Here is a 17,946-nt window from a genome sequence, read left to right on the forward strand (position 1 = left end):
GCATTCCCTCCCCCGCACCACGCCTCACCCCAATGCCCCACTACACCGACCCCCTGCTCACCCGCCCGCTGCTCGACCAGTTGCAGACCGCACTGAAGAAGGGTGCCAGCGAAGCGACCGCCTCGTTCGACCTGGGCCGCAGCCAGGACCCGGTGAGCCTCGCTTCGGATGGCTGGCAATGGCGAGGACAGACCTTCCCGTGGCCGGGCAAGCTCAAGGACCGCACCATCTATTACTGGGATGGCGACGAGTTCAGTGCCGCCTCGCGCTTCGGCACTGGCCTGTACAAGCTGGTGCCCACCGATTGGGGCGTGCCCACCTTCGAGATCGACGGCATCAAGATGCTGGTCAGCGCCCAGCTCTCGCCGATGGACGATGCGCGCCGCAAGGTGGCGCTGGTCGAACCGCGCGGCAAGCGCGTGCTCGATACCTGTGGCGGCATGGGTTACTTCGCCGCCTGCTGCCTGGACGACGGCGTGGCCGCCATCCACTCGTTCGAGAAGAGCCCGGAAGTGCTGTGGCTGCGCACCCTGAACCCATGGTCGCCCGACCCGGACAGTCCCCTGGCCGGTGGGCGCCTGCAACTGGTGCACGGCGATGTCTCGCAGCAGATCGCCACGCTTGGCGACGCCTCGTTCGATGCCATCCTGCACGACCCACCACGCTTCGGCATCGCCGGCGAGCTGTACTCGCAGGTGTTCTACGACCAGCTCGCGCGCGTGCTGCGCACCGGCGGGCGGCTGTTCCACTACACCGGCGCACCGAACAAGCTCACCAGCGGCCGTGACGTTCCGCGCGAAGTGGCCACGCGCCTGCAGAAAGCCGGCTTCAAGGCCGAACTGGCGCTGGACGGCGTGTTCGCGATCCGCCGCTGACCCGCGGGAACAGTCCCGGCCGCGACGCCGGGCTGCCTGAATGCGCACATGCAGTGGCGCGCATCGTCGCGCATGCAAACCGCGTCCGTTCCGCGAGCGGGGACGCGCCTACCCACGGGTGTTTCACATCCGGCGCGCGACACTGGGCGCTCCGAAGCGGAGGCAGCCCATGGCAACCGAAACCGTTCGCGGCACCACCGTCACCCTCCATTTCGACGGCAGCCGGTGCATCCACTCCCGCAACTGCGTGCTCAGCCACCCCGATGTCTTCGTGCCCAACGTGGCGGGGGAATGGATCCACCCCGACGCGGTCAGCGCCGAGGAAGTGGAACTGATCGCCCGCAACTGCCCTTCCGGTGCCATCCGCTACGAATTCAATGACGGCAGCCATGCCGAACCGGCGCCCGTGGTCAACCTGGTGCACGTGCGCGAGAACGGCCCGTTGGCCTTCAATGCACCGTTGCGCATCGCCGGCCAGGATGAGGGCATGCGCGCCACGCTATGCCGCTGCGGTGCGTCGGAGAACAAGCCCTTCTGCGACCACCGCCACGTCGACTGCGGCTTCACCGCCACCGGCGAGCCGGTGGAACGGAAGTCCGAAGCCCTGGCCCAGCGCGATGGTCTGCTGCAGGTCACCCCGACCCGCGACGGTCCGCTGCATGTCGTCGGCAACCTGGAAGTGGTCAGCGGCACCGGCCGCACCCTCGACCGCGTCACCGAAACCTGGCTGTGTCGCTGCGGCCATTCCGCCAACAAGCCGTTCTGCGATGGTTCGCATCGCAAGGTCGGCTTCACCGCGGACGGCGAATAGATGGGAGTTCCCGCATGCGTGCACTGCAGCTACGACTCACTGCCGATGAAGACGTTGCCCAGGCCATGCTGGACATGCTCAAGGGCATGGACGACGTGGCATGGGCCGAAGACGCCGCCGACCTGCTTCCCGACGTCACCGACCAGGACAGCAGCTCCGCCGGCCTGAGCGACAACCAGGGCCCGGGCAATCACCTGATCCGGGTCGAGGTCGCCAGTGACAGCGCCACCGAACGGGTCATCGATGCCCTCCAGGCGCTGGCCGAACGGCTCGGTGCGGTGCTGGAGATCGATCCGGACACGGCGGACTGACGTCCCGCCGTCGCGCCGCACCGCACCGCACCGCGACGACGGTACCGACGCGTGCGGCATGCAGCGCGCACATAAGCCGCTTCATGCATCGTCCGGTCAGTACATCCCGAAATCCCCGCCCACTCACCATTACTCACCGGGTAGGTGAAAGTGCGTGCGTGCAAAGCGCAATTCCGATCAATAGATTTAGGCACCAGATCACAATCATCCTGCCTTGCGAGGCTTGCGCAACCACGCCGGTTGCCGTCTCAGACATACGCATATGTTCGTATATTCCGTGAGATCCGAGGGAAGCTCGACCCATCCCGTGATGCACCTGACGGACTGGCCCGAGATCTGCTCGGCCAATGCGAGCCATCTGGAACGGAGCCTCGGCGTGGCGCTGAGGACGGAGATACGCAGGAAGTTCCAGGCCGGCGCTCCCGTCCCCTTGCCGCGGAGCAAGCCCAGCAATGGCGTCAACATCCATCTCTCGGCCAGCGAATCACTCAAGGTGCTGGTACACAACGAGCTGGTGAAGAACCGGATGAGCCACGAGGCGCTGGCCAGGTCGCTGCGCATGCCGCCCCCTTCTCTCGCGCGCGCACTGGACCTGGAACAGCCGGTGGACGTGGACCTGCTCTCGAGCATGGTCGCGGCCGTGGGCAAGCGACTCATCGCCTACATTTCCTAGGCCGGCGGCCGCGTCAGCGCCCGCTTTCCGCTTCCGCCTCGGCCAGCTCCGCCAGCGCGTCGGCGAAGCACAGGGAAATCGTCGTTCCCACACCCGCCTGGCTTTCCGCGTTCACGCTGCCCCCGGCCCGCTGGACCAGGTCGCGCACGACCGACAGACCCAGTCCGCTTCCCTGTCCACGCGGCTTGGTGGTGAAGAACGGCTCGAAGGCATGTGCCAGCACGTCACCCGCCATGCCCGCCCCGGTGTCGGCAAGGTCCAGCACCAGCCGGTCGCCATCCCGGCGTGCCCGCAGCAAGAAGCGACCGCCACCGGGCATGGCATGGTCCGCGTTCGCGGCCACGTTCAGCACCATCAGGTCGAACTGCATCCGGTCGAAGAACAGCGCCGGCAGGTCCGCGCCAAGGACGACATCAACCTTCACATCCGCGCCCATCAACTGCCGGATCATCGGCACCAGCGCCTTCAACGCCTCGCCCGGGTCAAACCACTCCTCCACGCCGTCTTCGGCGCGGGCAAGCGACAGCAACCGCCGCGTGAGCAGGTTGGCCCGGTTCACCGCCGAATCAACGCCCACCAGTGATTCCCGCATGTGCGCCGCATCGCCGGCACGCAGCCCGCTGCGCACGTACCCGCCCGCCACCGCCAGGACGTTGCCGAAGTCATGCGCGACGCCGCTGGCGAGCCGGCCCACGGCTTCCATCTTCTGCGCCTGGACCAACTGCGCGAACGTGCGCTCACGCTCGGCCATTTCCTCGGTCAAGCGCCGGTTGGCCACGTCCAGCGCATCACCGCGTGCCCGTGCCTCGCGCAGGCTCTCGCGCAGCGCGACCGAGCTGCGGTCCAGCACCACGGCAATCATCAGGAAGATGGCGGTGCTGAAGGCGGCATCGCCGAGAAGCTCGACCGTCTGGCCCTGCGTGTCGATGTCCACGGCGATTCCCAGCCCGAAGGCCGCGGCGATGCAGAGGAACATCAACCACAACGCCATGCGCCCCACGGCCAGTGCCGCGATCGCCATCCAGATGGCCAGCACCGGCTGCTCGAACCGCTGCCCGCCGAAGCCGGCAACCAGGTAGGCGGGAATCACGGTCGCGGCGAACACCGCCAGCAACGCATGGGAGGCTGCCCTGAACTTCCCCTTGCGCACCAGCACCAGGCTCAGCGCGGAGATGGCGCTGACCGACAGGCCGAACACCATGCCGGTGACTTCGCCCGGCCGCCACGGGATATCCACCAGCAACGCCCGGTAGCACCAGGCGGCCGTCGGGAGCACCGCCAACAGGAAGGAAACCAACTGGAGCATCGGCGCATTGCGCCGGTCCACCGGATCGGCGACCGGCACGTCCCGCACCCAATGCAGCATCGACCGCCACCGCTGCAGGCCCCGGGCCAATACGCTCCCAGGCACCGCCACGATCTTGTCTTCCACCTGCCTGCTCTCCCCGGAATACCGATCTGTCGGCTGCCCAAGCGGCCAGCCCCTGCTCCCCCGGGGCCATCATATCGGCTGCCCCGGGGTTACAGCAGCAACAGGTAACCGATGCCACGCACCGTGGTCAGCGGGAGCTCGCAGCCGGTGCCGGCGAGCACCTTGCGGCGCAGGCGATGGATCAGCATCTCCAGCCGGTGCAGGTCGAAATCGTCTTCATCCTGGCTCAGGTGCCCGATGACCGCTTCCCGCGACACCACCCTGCCCCCCGCCTCCGCCAGCAACGCCAGGAACAGCCGCTCGGCCCGGGACAGGGCCACATCGTCGCCGGCGGGCGTGGCGACGCGCCAGCCCTGTGCGGTCAAGCGCCATCCCGCTGCATCCGGCGCCGGCATTGCCACGGCGGAGGTGCCGCGCCGCATGACACTGCGTATCGTCGCGGCAAGCACGTCCACGCCGACCGGCTTGGAAAGATAGGCGTCAGCGCCCTGCTCCAACCCGTGGACGTGGTCATCGGCACCACCTCGCCCGGTCAGCATGATGATGGCGGCATTGCCCAGCCGGCGCAGGTGCTGCACCACCGCGAAGCCACTCTCATCGGGAAGGCCGACATCCACGACGAACACATCGTAGGAGCGCAGGCTCAGTGCCCGGTACAAGGCCAGCGCACTGCCCACGCCCTCGACCTCGAACCCTTCCCGCTCCAGTCCTGGAAGGAGGATCTTCCCGCGCAGCTCCTCCTCATCCTCCAGCACCATCACCGACCAGCCGTTCGTTTCCCGCTGCATATCTTCCCTTTGCTGCAACCCGTGCGAATGGCCGCGCCTGAACCGCAAGCATTCTTCTTCCAACAGCCCCGAACGAGGCACTGCCTTCCCCCGGCAGCAGCTTCGTTGCTCTTCGTGCCCGTGATCAAGCTGGCTTTGCTGGCTTGAGCTTCACACACCTGCCCGGAATCCAACGATCTGCGCCAGTGCGTCAGGCTTTCTCTCTCTGCGTTTCCCACCTCGGGGCCGACTGCCGGGCAAGAGCCTGAATGCGAAAGTCCGCGCACATCCTGCAGTCAACTGCGCCCTTCACCCTAAATTTCCGGCAGACGATCAACGGAAATGATCGTATCCGGCGACGTGCCCGTGCCTCACATAATTTCAAAAACTCTCCTCAATATTTCATTTTTGCCTATTCATATTTGTAGTTTATTTCATGCCGCATTTCGATGACCAAAACTGAATCTTCCATTACAGTCCGGTAGCTTCGTTCAACTTAGGTACATCTGTAACGATTCAGCCGTTTCTCGGTCATTCCGGGCGAAGCGCATTCTTGAGTAGGAGAGAGAACCCTAATGAAGACAGTTAAAGTACTGACCCGTTCCGCTCTTGCCGTTGCCCTGATGGGCGCGGTGATGAGCTTCGGTGCAAACGCGCAGTCCACCTCCGGCGCCATCAGCGGTTCGGCGGATGCTGGAAGCACGATCGTTATCGAAAGCACCACGGGCCTCTCGCGCACCGTGGTGGTCGATGCCAACGGTCGCTACAACGTTGGCAGCCTGCCGGTGGGCAGCTACACCGTGAAACAGGTCAAGGACGGCGCAACCGTCGGCACCCGCAACATCACCGTTGCAGTGTCCTCCACCACGGACGCTTCGTTCGACGCCACGACGCTGGCCGCCATCGAAGTGGTGGGTTCGCGCATGCAGCCCATCGACGTGACCCAGGTCGACTCACGCATGGTCATCACTGCCGAGCAGTTGGCCAAGCTGCCCATCGCGCGCAGCGCCGACGCCATCGCGCAGTTGGCTCCGGGCGTCATCCAGGGTTCCAGCGACTTCGTGAACGCCTCGAACGGCCAGCGCCTGTCATCGTTCGGCGGTGCCTCCATCTCGGAGAACGCTTACTACATCAACGGCATGAACGTTACCGACCCGCTGAAGGGCTTCGGTGGCATCGAACTGCCCTACGGCTCGATCGAGCAGCAGGAAGTGCTGACCGGCGGCTACGGCGCTGCCTACGGCCGCACCACGGGCGGCGTGATCAGCCAGATCGGTAAGCGCGGTACGAATGAATGGAAATTCGGCGGCCAGCTGCAGTGGACCCCCGAGTGGGGCAAGGGCGCGCCGCGCAATACGTACTACTCCGACGCACTTCCGGGCGACGTGGGCAGCAAGGACCTGTACCAGTACCGCGAGGACAACGTGGGCTGGTCCACGGTGCAGAGTGCCTATGTCGGTGGCCCGATCATCCAGGACAAACTGTATGTCTTCGCGTCGGTGGAAGGCGCCCGCTCCGAGGATTCGCTGGTAGGCACGAAGTCCTCGTCCTCCCAGATCTCCGAGCGCACGTTCAAGGACCCGAAGTGGTACGCCAAGGTCGACTGGAACATCACCAACGACCACGTGATGGAGCTCACCGCAGCTTCAACGGAGCACAAGTTCTCCGCCAACAACTACCAGTACGACTACGGCACCTTCCGCCGCGGTGACTACCTCGGCAACGCGACTGCAACCGACACCAAGGCATTGATGTGGATCGGCAAGTACACCGGCTACCTGACTGACAACCTGACCGTCAGTGCCCAGTATGGCGAGCAGACGACGGACCTGAAGTCCAATCCGGACAACAAGTACTCCAACCTGATCCCGGTCGGTGGCAGCGCGAACCAGAATCCGGCCTTGAACGGCGGCGTTCCGATCACCAATGCCAACAAGCTGGCGCAGCTCTCAGACCCCAAGCATCAGACCTTCGGCGCGAACTATCGCCTGGACGTCACCTACCATCTTGGCGATCACGCCATCACTGCCGGTATTGACAACCAGCGGACCGAAGACCGCAATGACAGCACCATCATGGCACCGGATGCCGGGTTCTATTGGCTGTATGGCCGCAAGGCCAATCCGATGACCGACATCAGCGAAGGTGAAGTCGACGCGCCCGGCAAGTATCCGGGCGGTGAAGGCGGCTACTTCGTTTCCAAGTACATCCAGGAAACCCTTGCCTCGGTCAAGGTCACGCAACGTGCCCAGTACATCGAGGACAACTGGCAGGTCAACGACCGCTGGCTGGTGAAGCTGGGTCTGCGCAACGACCAGTTCATCAACTACAACCCGGAAGGCCAGGCCTACATCAAGCAGACCAAGCCGCAGTGGGCGCCGCGACTGGGCTTCGCCTGGGACGTCAATGGCGATGGCACGTTCAAGGTGTACGGCAATGCTGGACGCTACTACCTCGCACTGCCGACCTCGCTGGCCGCACGTGGTGCTGCGGGCTCGATCTATACCAACGAGTACTACACCTACACGGGCATCGATGCGAACGGCAACCCGACCGGCCTGACCCCGATCGACACCATCAACGGCCCCGGCGTGCCCTACTCGGCCAACCGCGAGTACGGCCAATCCCCGGATCCGAAGACGGTCACCGCGAAGAACCTCAAGGCGCAGTCCCAGGATGAGTTCATCGTTGGCTTCGACAAGGTCTTCAACGAGAGCTGGAACTACGGTGCCAAGCTGACGTACCGCAAGCTGAACAATGCCATCGACGACACCTGCTACATCGAGAAGTTCGAGGAAGTGGCTGCTGCCCAAGGCATCGATACCACTGGCCTGCGCGGCTGCTACTTCTTCAACCCCGGCGATACCGCGGTGTTCAACCTGCCCGATGGCAAGGGCGGCTACAGCGAGCTGACCCTCACCAACGCAGACCTCGGCTATCCGGCCGTGAAGCGTACCTACATGGCGTTGGATGCCTACATCGAGCACCCGTTCGACGGCAAGCTGTGGGGGCGCGTGACCTACACCTTTGCCCACAGCCGCGGCAACACGGAAGGCCAGGTGAAGTCCGACATCGGCCAGGGCGACATCTCGGCCACGCAGGACTGGGATTACCCGTACCTGATGGAGTACGGCAGTGGTCGCCTTCCGAACGATCGGACCCACCAGCTCAAGGCAATGGGCATGTGGCAGATCAACCCGGAATGGAGCGTCAGCAGCACGCTGCAGATCATGAGCGGCACGCCCAACTCCTGCCAGGGTGCCTATGGTCCGGATGAAACCTATCCGGCCTACGCGGGCAACTACTACCACTGGTGTGGTGGCAAGCCGGCCAAGATGGGCGACGCCGGCGAAACGCCCTGGATCAAGAACCTCAACCTCAACGCCGAGTACCGTCCCTCCTTCGCCGACGGCAAGCTGGCCTTCTCCGTCGACGTGCTGAACGTGTTCAACGAACAGAAGGCTACCCGCCTGGATCCGGACTACAGCCCGGGCACCTATCGCCAGGTTCTGTCCTGGCAGGCCCCGCGTAGTGTGCGCCTTGGCGTGACGTACGACTTCTGATCCACCGCTGCAAAAGGAAGGGGGCGCGCAAGCGCCCCCTTCTGCTTCTTCCCCGACATGAGTGCCTCTGTTGCACCACGCATGTACCCGCGCCGATGGCATCCCTAGCGCAGCCTTCTCTCACCCTTGCTTGGGTGCTGGCACAGCACGACACCTGGTGATCGGATACGCATCCATCCCAGTCATGCCCTGCAGGTCTTACAGATCGTGCAGGCCATCCCCGCATACGGTGTCAGGCGCAACGAACCAGTCAGAAAGACAACGCGTGTACGAGTGCGTGCCTACCTTCCAGGCACCGAGCCTCAGACAATGATTCAAACCCCATGACGGCATCATCCTTATGTACTTTCGGCGATGAAACAGGTCGTCGCAGTGCGCGTCGCGACAGAAATGCCGCATGAGCCTTCATCTCGTCGCCTTTCATGGGCAGTGCGTGGATTCCACGGCAGCTTGCAATCAAACGCTGACACTTAATGAGATATTGGGAAGAATTTCATGTTGTAAGCTCGAAAGGCGCCAAGACTTGCCTCCGTGCTCGCGGCCTCTGGTTCATTTCGCGCGAACCCACTGACTGAGTCGATCACATGTCCAACCGCACACAGGTCAAGGAAGTTCTGATCGTCGAAGACGACATTGCGTTCCGCGAAGAAGTCCTGGCTCCCCGCCTCAACGACGCTGGCTTCAAGGTCCTGCGCGCGACCAACATTCGCGAGATGTATCGCGAGTTGCTCGTGAACGAGCCTTCCCTGGTACTCATGGATGTCAGTCTCCCGGATGAAAGTGGCTTCAGTGCACTCAAGCACCTCAAGGGCGTGGCGAAGTACCCGATCATCATGATGGCCGATCACTACTCTCTGGATGAGCTGCTTCTGGGACTGGAGAATGGCGCCGATGCCTATCTGCCCAAGAGCATCGATGCCACAAGCCTGATCGCGACGCTGCACAGTTCCATCATTCGACACGGCCGGCTCGACTCGCACATCAACGTTGTTGACGAAGAGCACGCCGGTGCTCGGAATCCGGAGATGGAGTGGCATCTCGACCACATCTCATGGCACATGCTTTCCCCCAAGGGGGTCAGGATCTGGCTCAACTCCGCCGAACGAATCATCGTCCGGCACCTCTGGTCATCGCAGGGGAAACCCGTGCGACGCGAAGTCCTGATCGAATCCCTCACTGCCGACATGAAAGGCTTTGATCCCCACCGCCTTGAAGTCGTCATGCACCGGCTGCGCAAGAAGGTGTTCGATCTGGCAGGTGAACACCTGCCTGTTAAAACGCTGCGCAACATCGGTTATGCGATGTCACAGCACGATTGACGTCGGCGAGCATCGCCCCGCACCCGGGCTTCCGTGGGACACCACTGACTCAAGCGGCAGGATGGATCGCGCCCTTCGACACAGCTCCAACTTTCCTGTTCCCGCGGCCAGCAAGACCTGCGCGTCATGTGAATGGCCGGAAACCGGGGCCCCAGGTCCGGGACTTCGATTCACGGCAATACCACCGCACTGCCAGCACCAGGCGTGCCCCGGATCTCCCGGCAACGCAGCCGGCCCTGCTTCGTCGGTTTCAGTACTCTGACGAGATCGGGGAGGATGCAGCCTCAGCACTCCGTACTGGACTGCACAGCGGAAGCATCGACGTACCAAAGCCCAGTCCATGCAATCAGCGCAGCTCGCGGCAGGCGACGTTGAAGTCGCCATGGTGGGCCCACCAGGATTCGAACCTGGAACCAAAGGATTATGAGTCCTCTGCTCTAACCGTTGAGCTATAGGCCCGTGGCAGGCATCACCCTGTCCCGCGATGACGGGAAGTATCGCCTTGCGCCGCTCCCCACGGCCGTTGCGCCGGGAAAGGACCGCTGCGAGCGAGGCATTGCCTCGTGATGCATGGCTGCACATTTTTGCATACTCGACTGACATGCGCCTACGCGACAGGCGCGGCGATGTCCCGGTAGCTGCAGCACGGTGGCATTCCCGCAGGATGCGGCCCTACATGCAGGTTCGGCATGCCTGCCTGCAATCCACTCAGCCCTGCTCTTGCGCCAGCAGCCGTCGCTGCTGCAACGCCTTCTGCCAGCGCGCCAGCGCGATGCCCAGCAATATGGCGGGCAGGAACAGCCGCAGTTCGGGATTGCCGAAGGCCAGCCCGACGATGGCCGGCCCCGGGCAGTAGCCGGCAATGCCCCAGCCGATGCCGAACAGCGCCGCGCCCAGTACCAACGGTGTGTCGATGGCACTGGCGGCCGGCAGATGAAAGCGGTCGGCCAGCAGCGGCGCCTTTTGGCGCCTTGCCCAACGATAGCCGGGAAGGGCGACCAGAACCGCCGTGCCCAGCACCAGCAGCAGGCTGGGGTCCCAGCCGCAGACCACGTCCAGGAAGGCCAGCACCTTGCGTGGATCGGTCATGCCCGCGATGGCCAGGCCCAGGCCAAAGAGCGTGCCCCACGCCAATGCAGATGCCCCGGCCCAGGATGCCCTGCTCATGCCGCCACTCCCACGCCGTAACGCAGCACCCAGGTACTGACGATGGCGAACCACAGGAAGGTCAGCGTCGCCACCAGCGAACGCGGCGACAGCCGTGCAAGGCCACTCACGCCGTGGCCACTGGTGCAGCCATTGCCCAGCGTGGTGCCGTAGCCCACCAGCAGCCCGGCCAACAGCAGCAACCCGGCTGGCATGCCCTCGCGCGCCTGCGGCACGTTGCCCCCGAGCAGCAGATAGACGCCACCACCCAGTACCAGGCCCAGCAGGAACAGCAACCGCCAACTACGCTCGGGGCCACTCAGGGCATGGCCGAGGATCCCACTGACCCCCGCGATGCGACCATTCAGCCATAGCAGCAACACTGCGACGATACCGATCAGGCTGCCTCCCACCACGGCCGATACCGGTGTGAACTGCACCATCGTCATTTCCTCCAGGCCCTCAGAACTTCCAGGCGTAGGCAACGCCCAGCAGGTTTTCGGCCAGCTTCAGGTCGGCTTCGCCGCCGCCGAAGCTGGCCGGTATCGCGCCACGGCCGTGCACCTGCCGCGACAGCGCGCGTGCAAGGTAGGCACTGAACTCGTTGCCGTCGCGCGTGGTCCAGGTCGCCCCCAGCGTCACGTGGTTCTCGACCACCGCCGGCGCGAGGATGTTGAAGAAGGTCTGCGCCTCGGGCACCGGCTGCCCGGCATGGCTGAAGCCGCCACGCACGGTGAGCTGCGGGGTGAGCACGTACTGCACGCCCAACTTGTAGACGGTGACGTCCTTCCAGCCGAATCCCGGCCCGTTCGGTGCGCCCAGCGGCTCGCCCTGCAATAGCGGTGCCAGCGGCTGCCCCACGGCGCGCACGTCGCTGTAATTGATGCGCTGCACTTCGGCGGCGAGGGTGGCGCGGCCACTGGCGCGCACGGCAATGCCGATGCCGTAGTTCTCCGGGACGTCGAAGCTGCCATGGTCGGCGAACAGGCCCTTGTAGCGGTCGAAGGCACTGGCGCTGATCTTCGAGGACCACGTCGCGCCGACGGTGACGCTGTCACCGAACTGTCCGTTCCACCCCACGCGCACGCCGGCACCGGTCGACGTGTCGGTACCGCGGTTGCTGACCTTGCCGGGTGTCTGCGAGAAGCCGTCGAAAAAGCCGATGCCCTTGGCCTCGAAGCGCTGGTACAGCAGGTTCACGCCGATGCCGATGGCGTGGTGCGGGTTGAGCTTCAACGCAAGCGAGGGCGTCAGGAAGAGCTGCTCCAGGTTCACACCGGCCCTGCCGGTACCTCCAAAGCGCGCATAGGGGTTCTGGCCGTAATCGGTGTTCATGCCGCCGTTGCCATACAGGGCGATGCCCCATGCAGAGCGCTCGCCCACTGCGTGCGTGTAGCCCACCTCGGGCAACACGAAATTCCTGCGCCCGTTGCCGTCGTAGTGCGTATCCGGCGCGATGGCATTGCCCACGATGTCCGCACTGCGCCGGGGCACGAACCAGGTCGCGCCCACATCCAGTCGGTTGCCGACCAACGCGGTGCCGGCGGGATTGGCAGCCGCCGCCAGGCCATCCTGCGGAAGGGCGATGCCAATACCGGCAATGCCGTTGGATTTGACGCTGTTGCCATGGGTGAAATAGCCATTGGTCGCCGATGCGAATGCCGGGGCAAGCAACGCCACGATGCCTGCGGTGAGACGAAGCGGAGCGGGAGCATGGACGTTCATGAGGACCTCGGGGGACAGGTGGCACGACGCCCGATGGCGTCGCTTGCCACCGACGCTAAACCCGCCGACCCCGTGCCTCCCCCGCTGCCTGATTGTTTGAATATTCCAAGCACTCATGTGCCGGCTTCGACGGGATGAAGCAGCACTGTGTGTTGCAACCGCGGATGTTCCGGAACGGCGCGCAGCGCTGCGTCCCTACGCATTCCGCCCCGGTTTTTCCGGTGATTCAGGCGATTTCTCTCCGAATGCAACGACGCCGGGAAGGCACCTGCCACCTGCGCATTGCGGGCACACCGCGCATTCTCGATACGGCGAAACGGTGCGTTGCCGCAGCAGGGGCTGGAATGTTGCCGGGCAACCTGTCCTTGCCTGGCGTGACACCCGCAAAGGCGCATCATTGCTGGCGAGGCGGGTGTACATGGCGGATTTCCAGCGGGCATCGGAAGTGCCGGGACGCTTAAGTGTGCCCATTGGTCATCGGGTACGGCGTGTGACCGCTGTGCGCTTCATGCGGCGGTTGCCGGGACTGTCTGCCCGCCCGCGATTGCGCTTCCCATGAAGGGCAGGCCTGGACGGCATCCCTCCCGATGGCGGCCGTCGCGGGCAACAAAAAACCCCGCCTGGGCGGGGTTTTCCGTTGCTGCCGTCACTATCGATCAATCGATGTCGAGGAAGCTGCGCAGCTGCTCGGAGCGGCTCGGGTGACGCAGCTTGCGCAGCGCCTTGGCTTCGATCTGGCGGATGCGCTCGCGGGTGACGTCGAACTGCTTGCCCACTTCTTCCAGCGTGTGGTCGGTGTTCATGTCGATGCCGAAGCGCATGCGCAGCACCTTGGCTTCCCTCGGGGTGAGGCCGGCCAGCACGTCACGCACGGTTTCGGACAGGTTGATGTTGGTGGTGTTCTCGATCGGGGACTCCACGTTGGTGTCCTCGATGAAGTCGCCCAGATGCGAATCCTCGTCGTCGCCGATCGGGGTTTCCATCGAGATCGGCTCCTTGGCGATCTTCATCACCTTGCGGATCTTGTCTTCCGGCATGTCCATTTCCTTGGCCAGCTCCTCCGGCGTGGCCTCGCGGCCGTACTGCTGGAGCATCTGGCGGGAAATGCGGTTGAGCTTGTTGATCGTCTCGATCATGTGCACCGGGATACGGATGGTGCGCGCCTGGTCGGCGATCGAGCGGGTGATCGCCTGGCGGATCCACCAGGTGGCGTAGGTCGAGAACTTGTAACCGCGGCGGTACTCGAACTTGTCCACGGCCTTCATCAGGCCGATGTTGCCTTCCTGGATCAGGTCCAGGAACTGCAGGCCACGGTTGGTGTACTTCTTGGCGATGGAGATCACCAGGCGCAGGTTGGCCTCGACCATCTCCTTCTTGGCCTTGCGCGCCTTGGCTTCGCCATAGGCCATCACGCGGCTGATTTCCTTGAGCTCGTCCAGCGACAGCTGGGCGCTCTTTTCCAGGTCGATGGTGGCCTGCTGCTCGGCCACGATCTGATCCTTGACGTCACGCAGCGCCGAAGACCACTTCTGCTTGCGCTTGATCGCGTCCTCGACCCATTCCAGATTGGTCTGGTTGCCTTCCCAGGAACGGATGAAGTCCTTGCGCGGCATGCGCGCGGTGATCGTGGCCAGGTGCAGCACGCGGCGCTCCTGGGCCTTGACCTGGCCCATGGTGTCGCGCAGCAGCTTGGTCAGCACGTCGGTCAGCGGCAGCGGCAGCTTCAAGGTGATGAAGGTAGCGGCCAGCTCGTCGCGCAGCTTGGTCTGGGCCTTGGTATCGCCCTTGGCATGCGCCTTCTTGAACTTGGCCAGGTCCGCGGCCAGCAGGTCCATGCGACGGGCGACTTCGACCGGATCCGGGCCGGTCGGGCCGGTATCCTCGTCGCTGCTGACGTCGTCATCGTCCTCGTCGGCTTCCGAATCGGCGTCGTCGCTGCTGTCGCCGTCGGCGGCGGCGGCCGGGGCCGGTTCTTCCTCGACCAGGTCGTTGAAGCCGACGATCACCTCGGCCAGGCGCTTCTTGCCTTCCTTGTGCGCTTCGTAGTCGGCCAGCACCGATTCCACGGCCAGCGGGAAGGTGCCCAGTGCAGCCTGCACCTGGCCCAGGCCTTCCTCGATGCGCTTGGCGATGGCGATTTCGCCTTCGCGGGTCAGCAGCTCGACCGTACCCATCTCGCGCATGTACATGCGCACCGGGTCGGTGGTGCGACCACCTTCGGTGTCCAGCGCGGTCAGCGCGGCCGCGGCTTCTTCGGCGGCGGTATCATCGACTTCGCGGTTGCCGGTGTTGCCATCGCTGAGCATCAGCGTGTCGGCATCGGGCGCAACCTCATGGACATCAATGCCCATGCCGGTGATCAGGCCGATGATGTCTTCAATCTGCTCCGGGTCGACCATGTCGTCGGGCAGGTGATCATTGACTTCGGCGTAGGTCAGGTAGCCCTGTTCCAGGCCCTTGCTGATCAGAAGCTTGATGTCGTTTTGCTGGGCAGGACGTTCGTTGGCCATGTAGTGCTCGCGCCACCGGCGGGTTGGAATATAGGGAACCTAGCATTATACCAGCGCAGCGTAACGCTTGCCGGCGGTGGTTCCGGGGCGTCAAGGTCTGAGCAGGAAAGTGACGGGACCGTCATTCACCAGGCTGACAACCATATGGGCACCGAAGCGCCCGGTTTCCACCCCTGCGGCGTGCTTTTCACGGCAGATCGCCACCAATCGATTGAAAAGCCGTTCAGCCTCGGCCGGCGGCGCGGCGCTGGTGAAGCTCGGGCGCATGCCTGAACGGGTGTCCGCGGCCAGGGTGAACTGGCTGACCAGCAACAGGCCACCACCAATGTCCCGCAAGGAGCGGTTCATCTTGCCGGCATCGTCGGCGAACACCCGGTAACCGAGCAGACGATCAGCCATCCGCGAGAGCGCCGCCTCGTCGTCCCCCGGCTCCACCCCCACCAGGGCCAGCAGACCGGGTCCGATCTGCCCCACCACGGCGTCATCGACGGTGACCGAGGCCTGGGTAACGCGCTGGATCAGGGAGAGCATGGTCGGTCCAATGGGGCAATCGCCCACCATAGCACCGGGCTTCAGCCGCTAGACTTGCACGGATGAAACCGCAAGCCACCGCCAAGCTCTACCACCGCCTCGCCACCGTCCTGACCCACCTGCCCTGGTCCTGGCAGCGGACGCTGGCCGACACCGTGGCCTGGCTGTGGGGCGGGATCGACGCCCGTGAAAGCCGGGTCACCCGCCGCAACCTGGAGCTGGCCTATCCCGAACTGGGGGCCGACCAGCGTCGCCGGCTGCACCGCCAGATCCTGCGCACCACCGCCCGCCAGGCGCTGGAAACGCTGTACCTGTGGACCCACGACCCGGCCGACAACCTGGCCCGGCACCTGAAGCAGCGCAACGGCCAGGCCCTGTACGACGCCGCGCTGGCCTCGGGCAAGGGCGTGATCGTGATCGCCCCGCACTACGGCAACTGGGAGCTGCTGAACCAGTGGCTGGCCGAACGTGGCCCGATCGCCATCGTCTACGCCCCGCCGGAAAACCCGGTCGGCGATGAGTTCCTGCAGCTGTGCCGCGGCGGTGACAACGTGCGCCAGGTGCGTGCCGAGGGGCCGGCGGTGCGGCAGCTGTTCAAGGTGCTCAAGGACGGCGGTGCCACCGGCATCCTGCCCGACCAGCAGCCCAAGAATGGCGATGGCGAGTTCGTGCCGTTCTTCGGCGTGCAGGCGCTGACCATGACCCTGGTCAACCGCCTGGCCGAGCGCACCGGCGCCACCCTGCTGTACGCCTGGTGCGAGCGCATCGGCCCGGACCTGGAGTTTGCCCTGCACGTGGAGCCGGCCGAGCCGGCCATCGCCGATGCGGACCTGCCCACCGCGGTGGCCACCCTGAGCGCGGGCATCGAGCGCATCGCCCGGCGCGATCCTTCGCAGTACCAGTGGACCTACAAGCGCTACACGCTGCGGCCACCGGGCAGCGGCGAAACTGACCCCTACGCCACCGCCAGGCACCCGCACTGACACCGGCCCTGCAACACTGCGTCACCTGTCCCGTCGATTGAATCAGCGAGCGGCGGTCCCCATAAGGTCCCGATGAGCGTCCAGTCCCCCTCCCCCAGCGCCGGCCCGTTCGGCGAAACCGCCGCCATCCACTGCGAGCGCGCCGCCGCCGAGCTGCGTGCCGGTCGGCCGGTGGTGATCGTCGACGGGCAACGTCGGCTGGCCACCCTCGCCCTGGACAGCAGCTCCCCGCGCAGCCTGGCCGCCTTCGGCCAGGCCAGCGACCAGCAGCACTACCTGTTCCTGACCGCCCCGCGCGCGCAGACGTTGGGCATCACCGCCAGCGATGGCATCCGCCTGCCGCTGGCCGGCCGCGATTTCGCCGAGCTGCCGGCACTGGCCTACCTGCGCGATGCCCCCACGGCCGAAGGCGCGCAACCACTGGGCAATGACCTGGACGCGGCGGCGGTGGAAGTGGCCCGGCTCGGCCTGCTGCTGCCGGCCATGATCTCGGTGGAACTGGCGCCGGGGCCAAGCGCGTTCGACCCCTGCCTGCACCTGAGCGTGGAAGCCCTGCGTGAGGGCGCCCGCCAGGCCGGCCAGGACTACGAACTGGTCACCCGCTCGCCGGTGCCGTTGCGCGACGTGGGCATGAGCGAGTTCGCGGTGTTCCGTGGCGGCGTGGCGCAGCGCGACCAGGTCGCGGTGATCGTCGGCACGCCGGACCTGCAGGGCGCGGTGCCGGTGCGCGTGCATTCCTCGTGCCTGACCGGTGACCTGTTCGGTTCGCTCAAGTGCGACTGCGGCGACCAGCTGCGGCGCGGCCTGCGCACGCTCAAGGAGCTGGGCGGCGGCATCCTGCTGTACCTGGACCAGGAAGGCCGTGGCACCGGCATCGCCGCCAAGATGCGCGCCTATGGCTACCAGCACGAAGGGCTGGACACCATCGACGCAGACGCCCAGCTCGGCTTCGGTGCCGACGAGCGCCGCTATGGCAGCGCGGTGGCGATGCTGCGCGCATTGGGCGTGCAGCGCATCCAACTGCTGACCAACAACCCCACCAAGGTGCAGCACCTGCGCAACGCCGGCATCGAAGTCAGCGGTTGCGTGCCGGTGACCGGCGAGATCACCGCCGAGAACGAGCAGTACCTGCGCACCAAGGCCGCCCGTGCCGGCCACCATCTGGATGTCGATGCGCTGATCATGGCCGCGCAGTGATGCGCGACTGAGGCTGCGGGGAAGTTCGCACAAAGCCAACCCCTCCCCAGCCCTCCCCAGCCCTCCCCTGCTGCGCATGGGAGGGGGCCGATCATGCAGTTTG

General features: G+C 65.0%; 15 protein-coding genes and 1 tRNA gene. 8 read left to right on the top strand and 8 right to left on the bottom strand.

The window, feature by feature from the left end:
* The first annotated feature begins 32 nt into the window (after positions 1-32).
* The 4 genes from IB227_RS13540 to IB227_RS13555 all read left to right on the top strand — a co-directional run bounded on the left by IB227_RS13540 (position 33) and on the right by IB227_RS13555 (position 2,670).
* Complete coding sequence (locus IB227_RS13540; RefSeq protein ID WP_192287807.1) at positions 33-875, top strand: MnmC family methyltransferase; 843 nt, start codon at positions 33-35, stop codon at positions 873-875.
* A gap of 169 nt (positions 876-1,044) precedes the next feature.
* Positions 1,045-1,686 (top strand): CDGSH iron-sulfur domain-containing protein, encoded by a 642-nt coding sequence (locus IB227_RS13545; RefSeq protein ID WP_192287808.1) that lies wholly within the window; start codon positions 1,045-1,047, stop codon positions 1,684-1,686.
* 14 nt (positions 1,687-1,700) lie between these two features.
* Positions 1,701-1,997 (top strand): hypothetical protein, encoded by a 297-nt coding sequence (locus IB227_RS13550; RefSeq protein ID WP_192287809.1) that lies wholly within the window; start codon positions 1,701-1,703, stop codon positions 1,995-1,997.
* A gap of 376 nt (positions 1,998-2,373) precedes the next feature.
* Entirely contained in the window at positions 2,374-2,670 is a 297-nt protein-coding gene (locus IB227_RS13555) for a hypothetical protein (RefSeq protein WP_192287810.1), read from the top strand.
* 13 nt (positions 2,671-2,683) lie between these two features.
* On the opposite strand, the gene IB227_RS18650 is transcribed toward IB227_RS13555, so the two are convergent.
* Together IB227_RS18650 and IB227_RS13565 are read right to left on the bottom strand one after the other, a co-directional pair.
* Positions 2,684-4,102 carry an ATP-binding protein gene (locus tag IB227_RS18650; RefSeq protein ID WP_192287811.1) on the bottom strand — a complete coding sequence of 473 codons (1,419 nt, stop codon included), beginning with the start codon at positions 4,100-4,102 and terminating at the stop codon, positions 2,684-2,686.
* Between the two features lie 89 nt (positions 4,103-4,191).
* Positions 4,192-4,890: a response regulator transcription factor gene (locus tag IB227_RS13565; protein ID WP_192287812.1), complete on the bottom strand. Its 699-nt coding sequence runs from the start codon at positions 4,888-4,890 to the stop codon at positions 4,192-4,194.
* A gap of 554 nt (positions 4,891-5,444) precedes the next feature.
* Between IB227_RS13565 and IB227_RS13570 the strand changes: the two genes are divergently transcribed.
* Both IB227_RS13570 and IB227_RS13575 read left to right on the top strand, forming a co-directional pair.
* Positions 5,445-8,432 carry a TonB-dependent receptor gene (locus tag IB227_RS13570; protein ID WP_192287813.1) on the top strand — a complete coding sequence of 996 codons (2,988 nt, stop codon included), beginning with the start codon at positions 5,445-5,447 and terminating at the stop codon, positions 8,430-8,432.
* Between the two features lie 584 nt (positions 8,433-9,016).
* Complete coding sequence (locus IB227_RS13575) at positions 9,017-9,751, top strand: response regulator transcription factor (protein WP_192287814.1); 735 nt, start codon at positions 9,017-9,019, stop codon at positions 9,749-9,751.
* Between the two features lie 383 nt (positions 9,752-10,134).
* Here the strand turns inward: IB227_RS13575 and IB227_RS13580 are convergent.
* From IB227_RS13580 to dtd, 6 genes are all read right to left on the bottom strand, one after another.
* Positions 10,135-10,210 (bottom strand) — tRNA-Ile (locus IB227_RS13580).
* A 249-nt stretch (positions 10,211-10,459) separates the two neighbouring features.
* A complete protein-coding gene (locus IB227_RS13585; RefSeq protein ID WP_192287815.1) occupies positions 10,460-10,918 on the bottom strand; it encodes a DUF6691 family protein in 459 nt (152 codons plus the stop codon).
* Complete coding sequence (locus tag IB227_RS13590; RefSeq protein ID WP_192287816.1) at positions 10,915-11,340, bottom strand: YeeE/YedE thiosulfate transporter family protein; 426 nt, start codon at positions 11,338-11,340, stop codon at positions 10,915-10,917. Before IB227_RS13590 ends, IB227_RS13585 begins: the two co-directional genes overlap by 4 nt.
* A gap of 19 nt (positions 11,341-11,359) precedes the next feature.
* Entirely contained in the window at positions 11,360-12,622 is a 1,263-nt protein-coding gene (locus tag IB227_RS13595; RefSeq protein ID WP_192287817.1) for an outer membrane protein transport protein, read from the bottom strand.
* A 656-nt stretch (positions 12,623-13,278) separates the two neighbouring features.
* Entirely contained in the window at positions 13,279-15,132 is a 1,854-nt protein-coding gene (gene rpoD / locus IB227_RS13600; protein WP_192287818.1) for an RNA polymerase sigma factor RpoD, read from the bottom strand.
* Positions 15,133-15,222: 90 nt separating this feature from the next.
* Positions 15,223-15,663, bottom strand: coding sequence for a D-aminoacyl-tRNA deacylase (dtd, locus tag IB227_RS13605; protein ID WP_132865847.1), 441 nt, complete (start codon positions 15,661-15,663; stop codon positions 15,223-15,225).
* 62 nt (positions 15,664-15,725) lie between these two features.
* On the opposite strand from dtd, the gene IB227_RS13610 reads away from it, so the two are divergent.
* Both IB227_RS13610 and ribA read left to right on the top strand, forming a co-directional pair.
* Positions 15,726-16,646 (top strand): lauroyl acyltransferase, encoded by a 921-nt coding sequence (locus IB227_RS13610; RefSeq protein ID WP_192287819.1) that lies wholly within the window; start codon positions 15,726-15,728, stop codon positions 16,644-16,646.
* A 72-nt stretch (positions 16,647-16,718) separates the two neighbouring features.
* Positions 16,719-17,843 carry a GTP cyclohydrolase II RibA gene (ribA, locus tag IB227_RS13615; protein WP_192287820.1) on the top strand — a complete coding sequence of 375 codons (1,125 nt, stop codon included), beginning with the start codon at positions 16,719-16,721 and terminating at the stop codon, positions 17,841-17,843.
* The last annotated feature ends 103 nt before the right edge of the window (positions 17,844-17,946 follow it).

Source organism: Stenotrophomonas sp. STM01, assembly GCF_014852135.1.
Taxonomy (GTDB): domain Bacteria; phylum Pseudomonadota; class Gammaproteobacteria; order Xanthomonadales; family Xanthomonadaceae; genus Stenotrophomonas; species Stenotrophomonas capsici.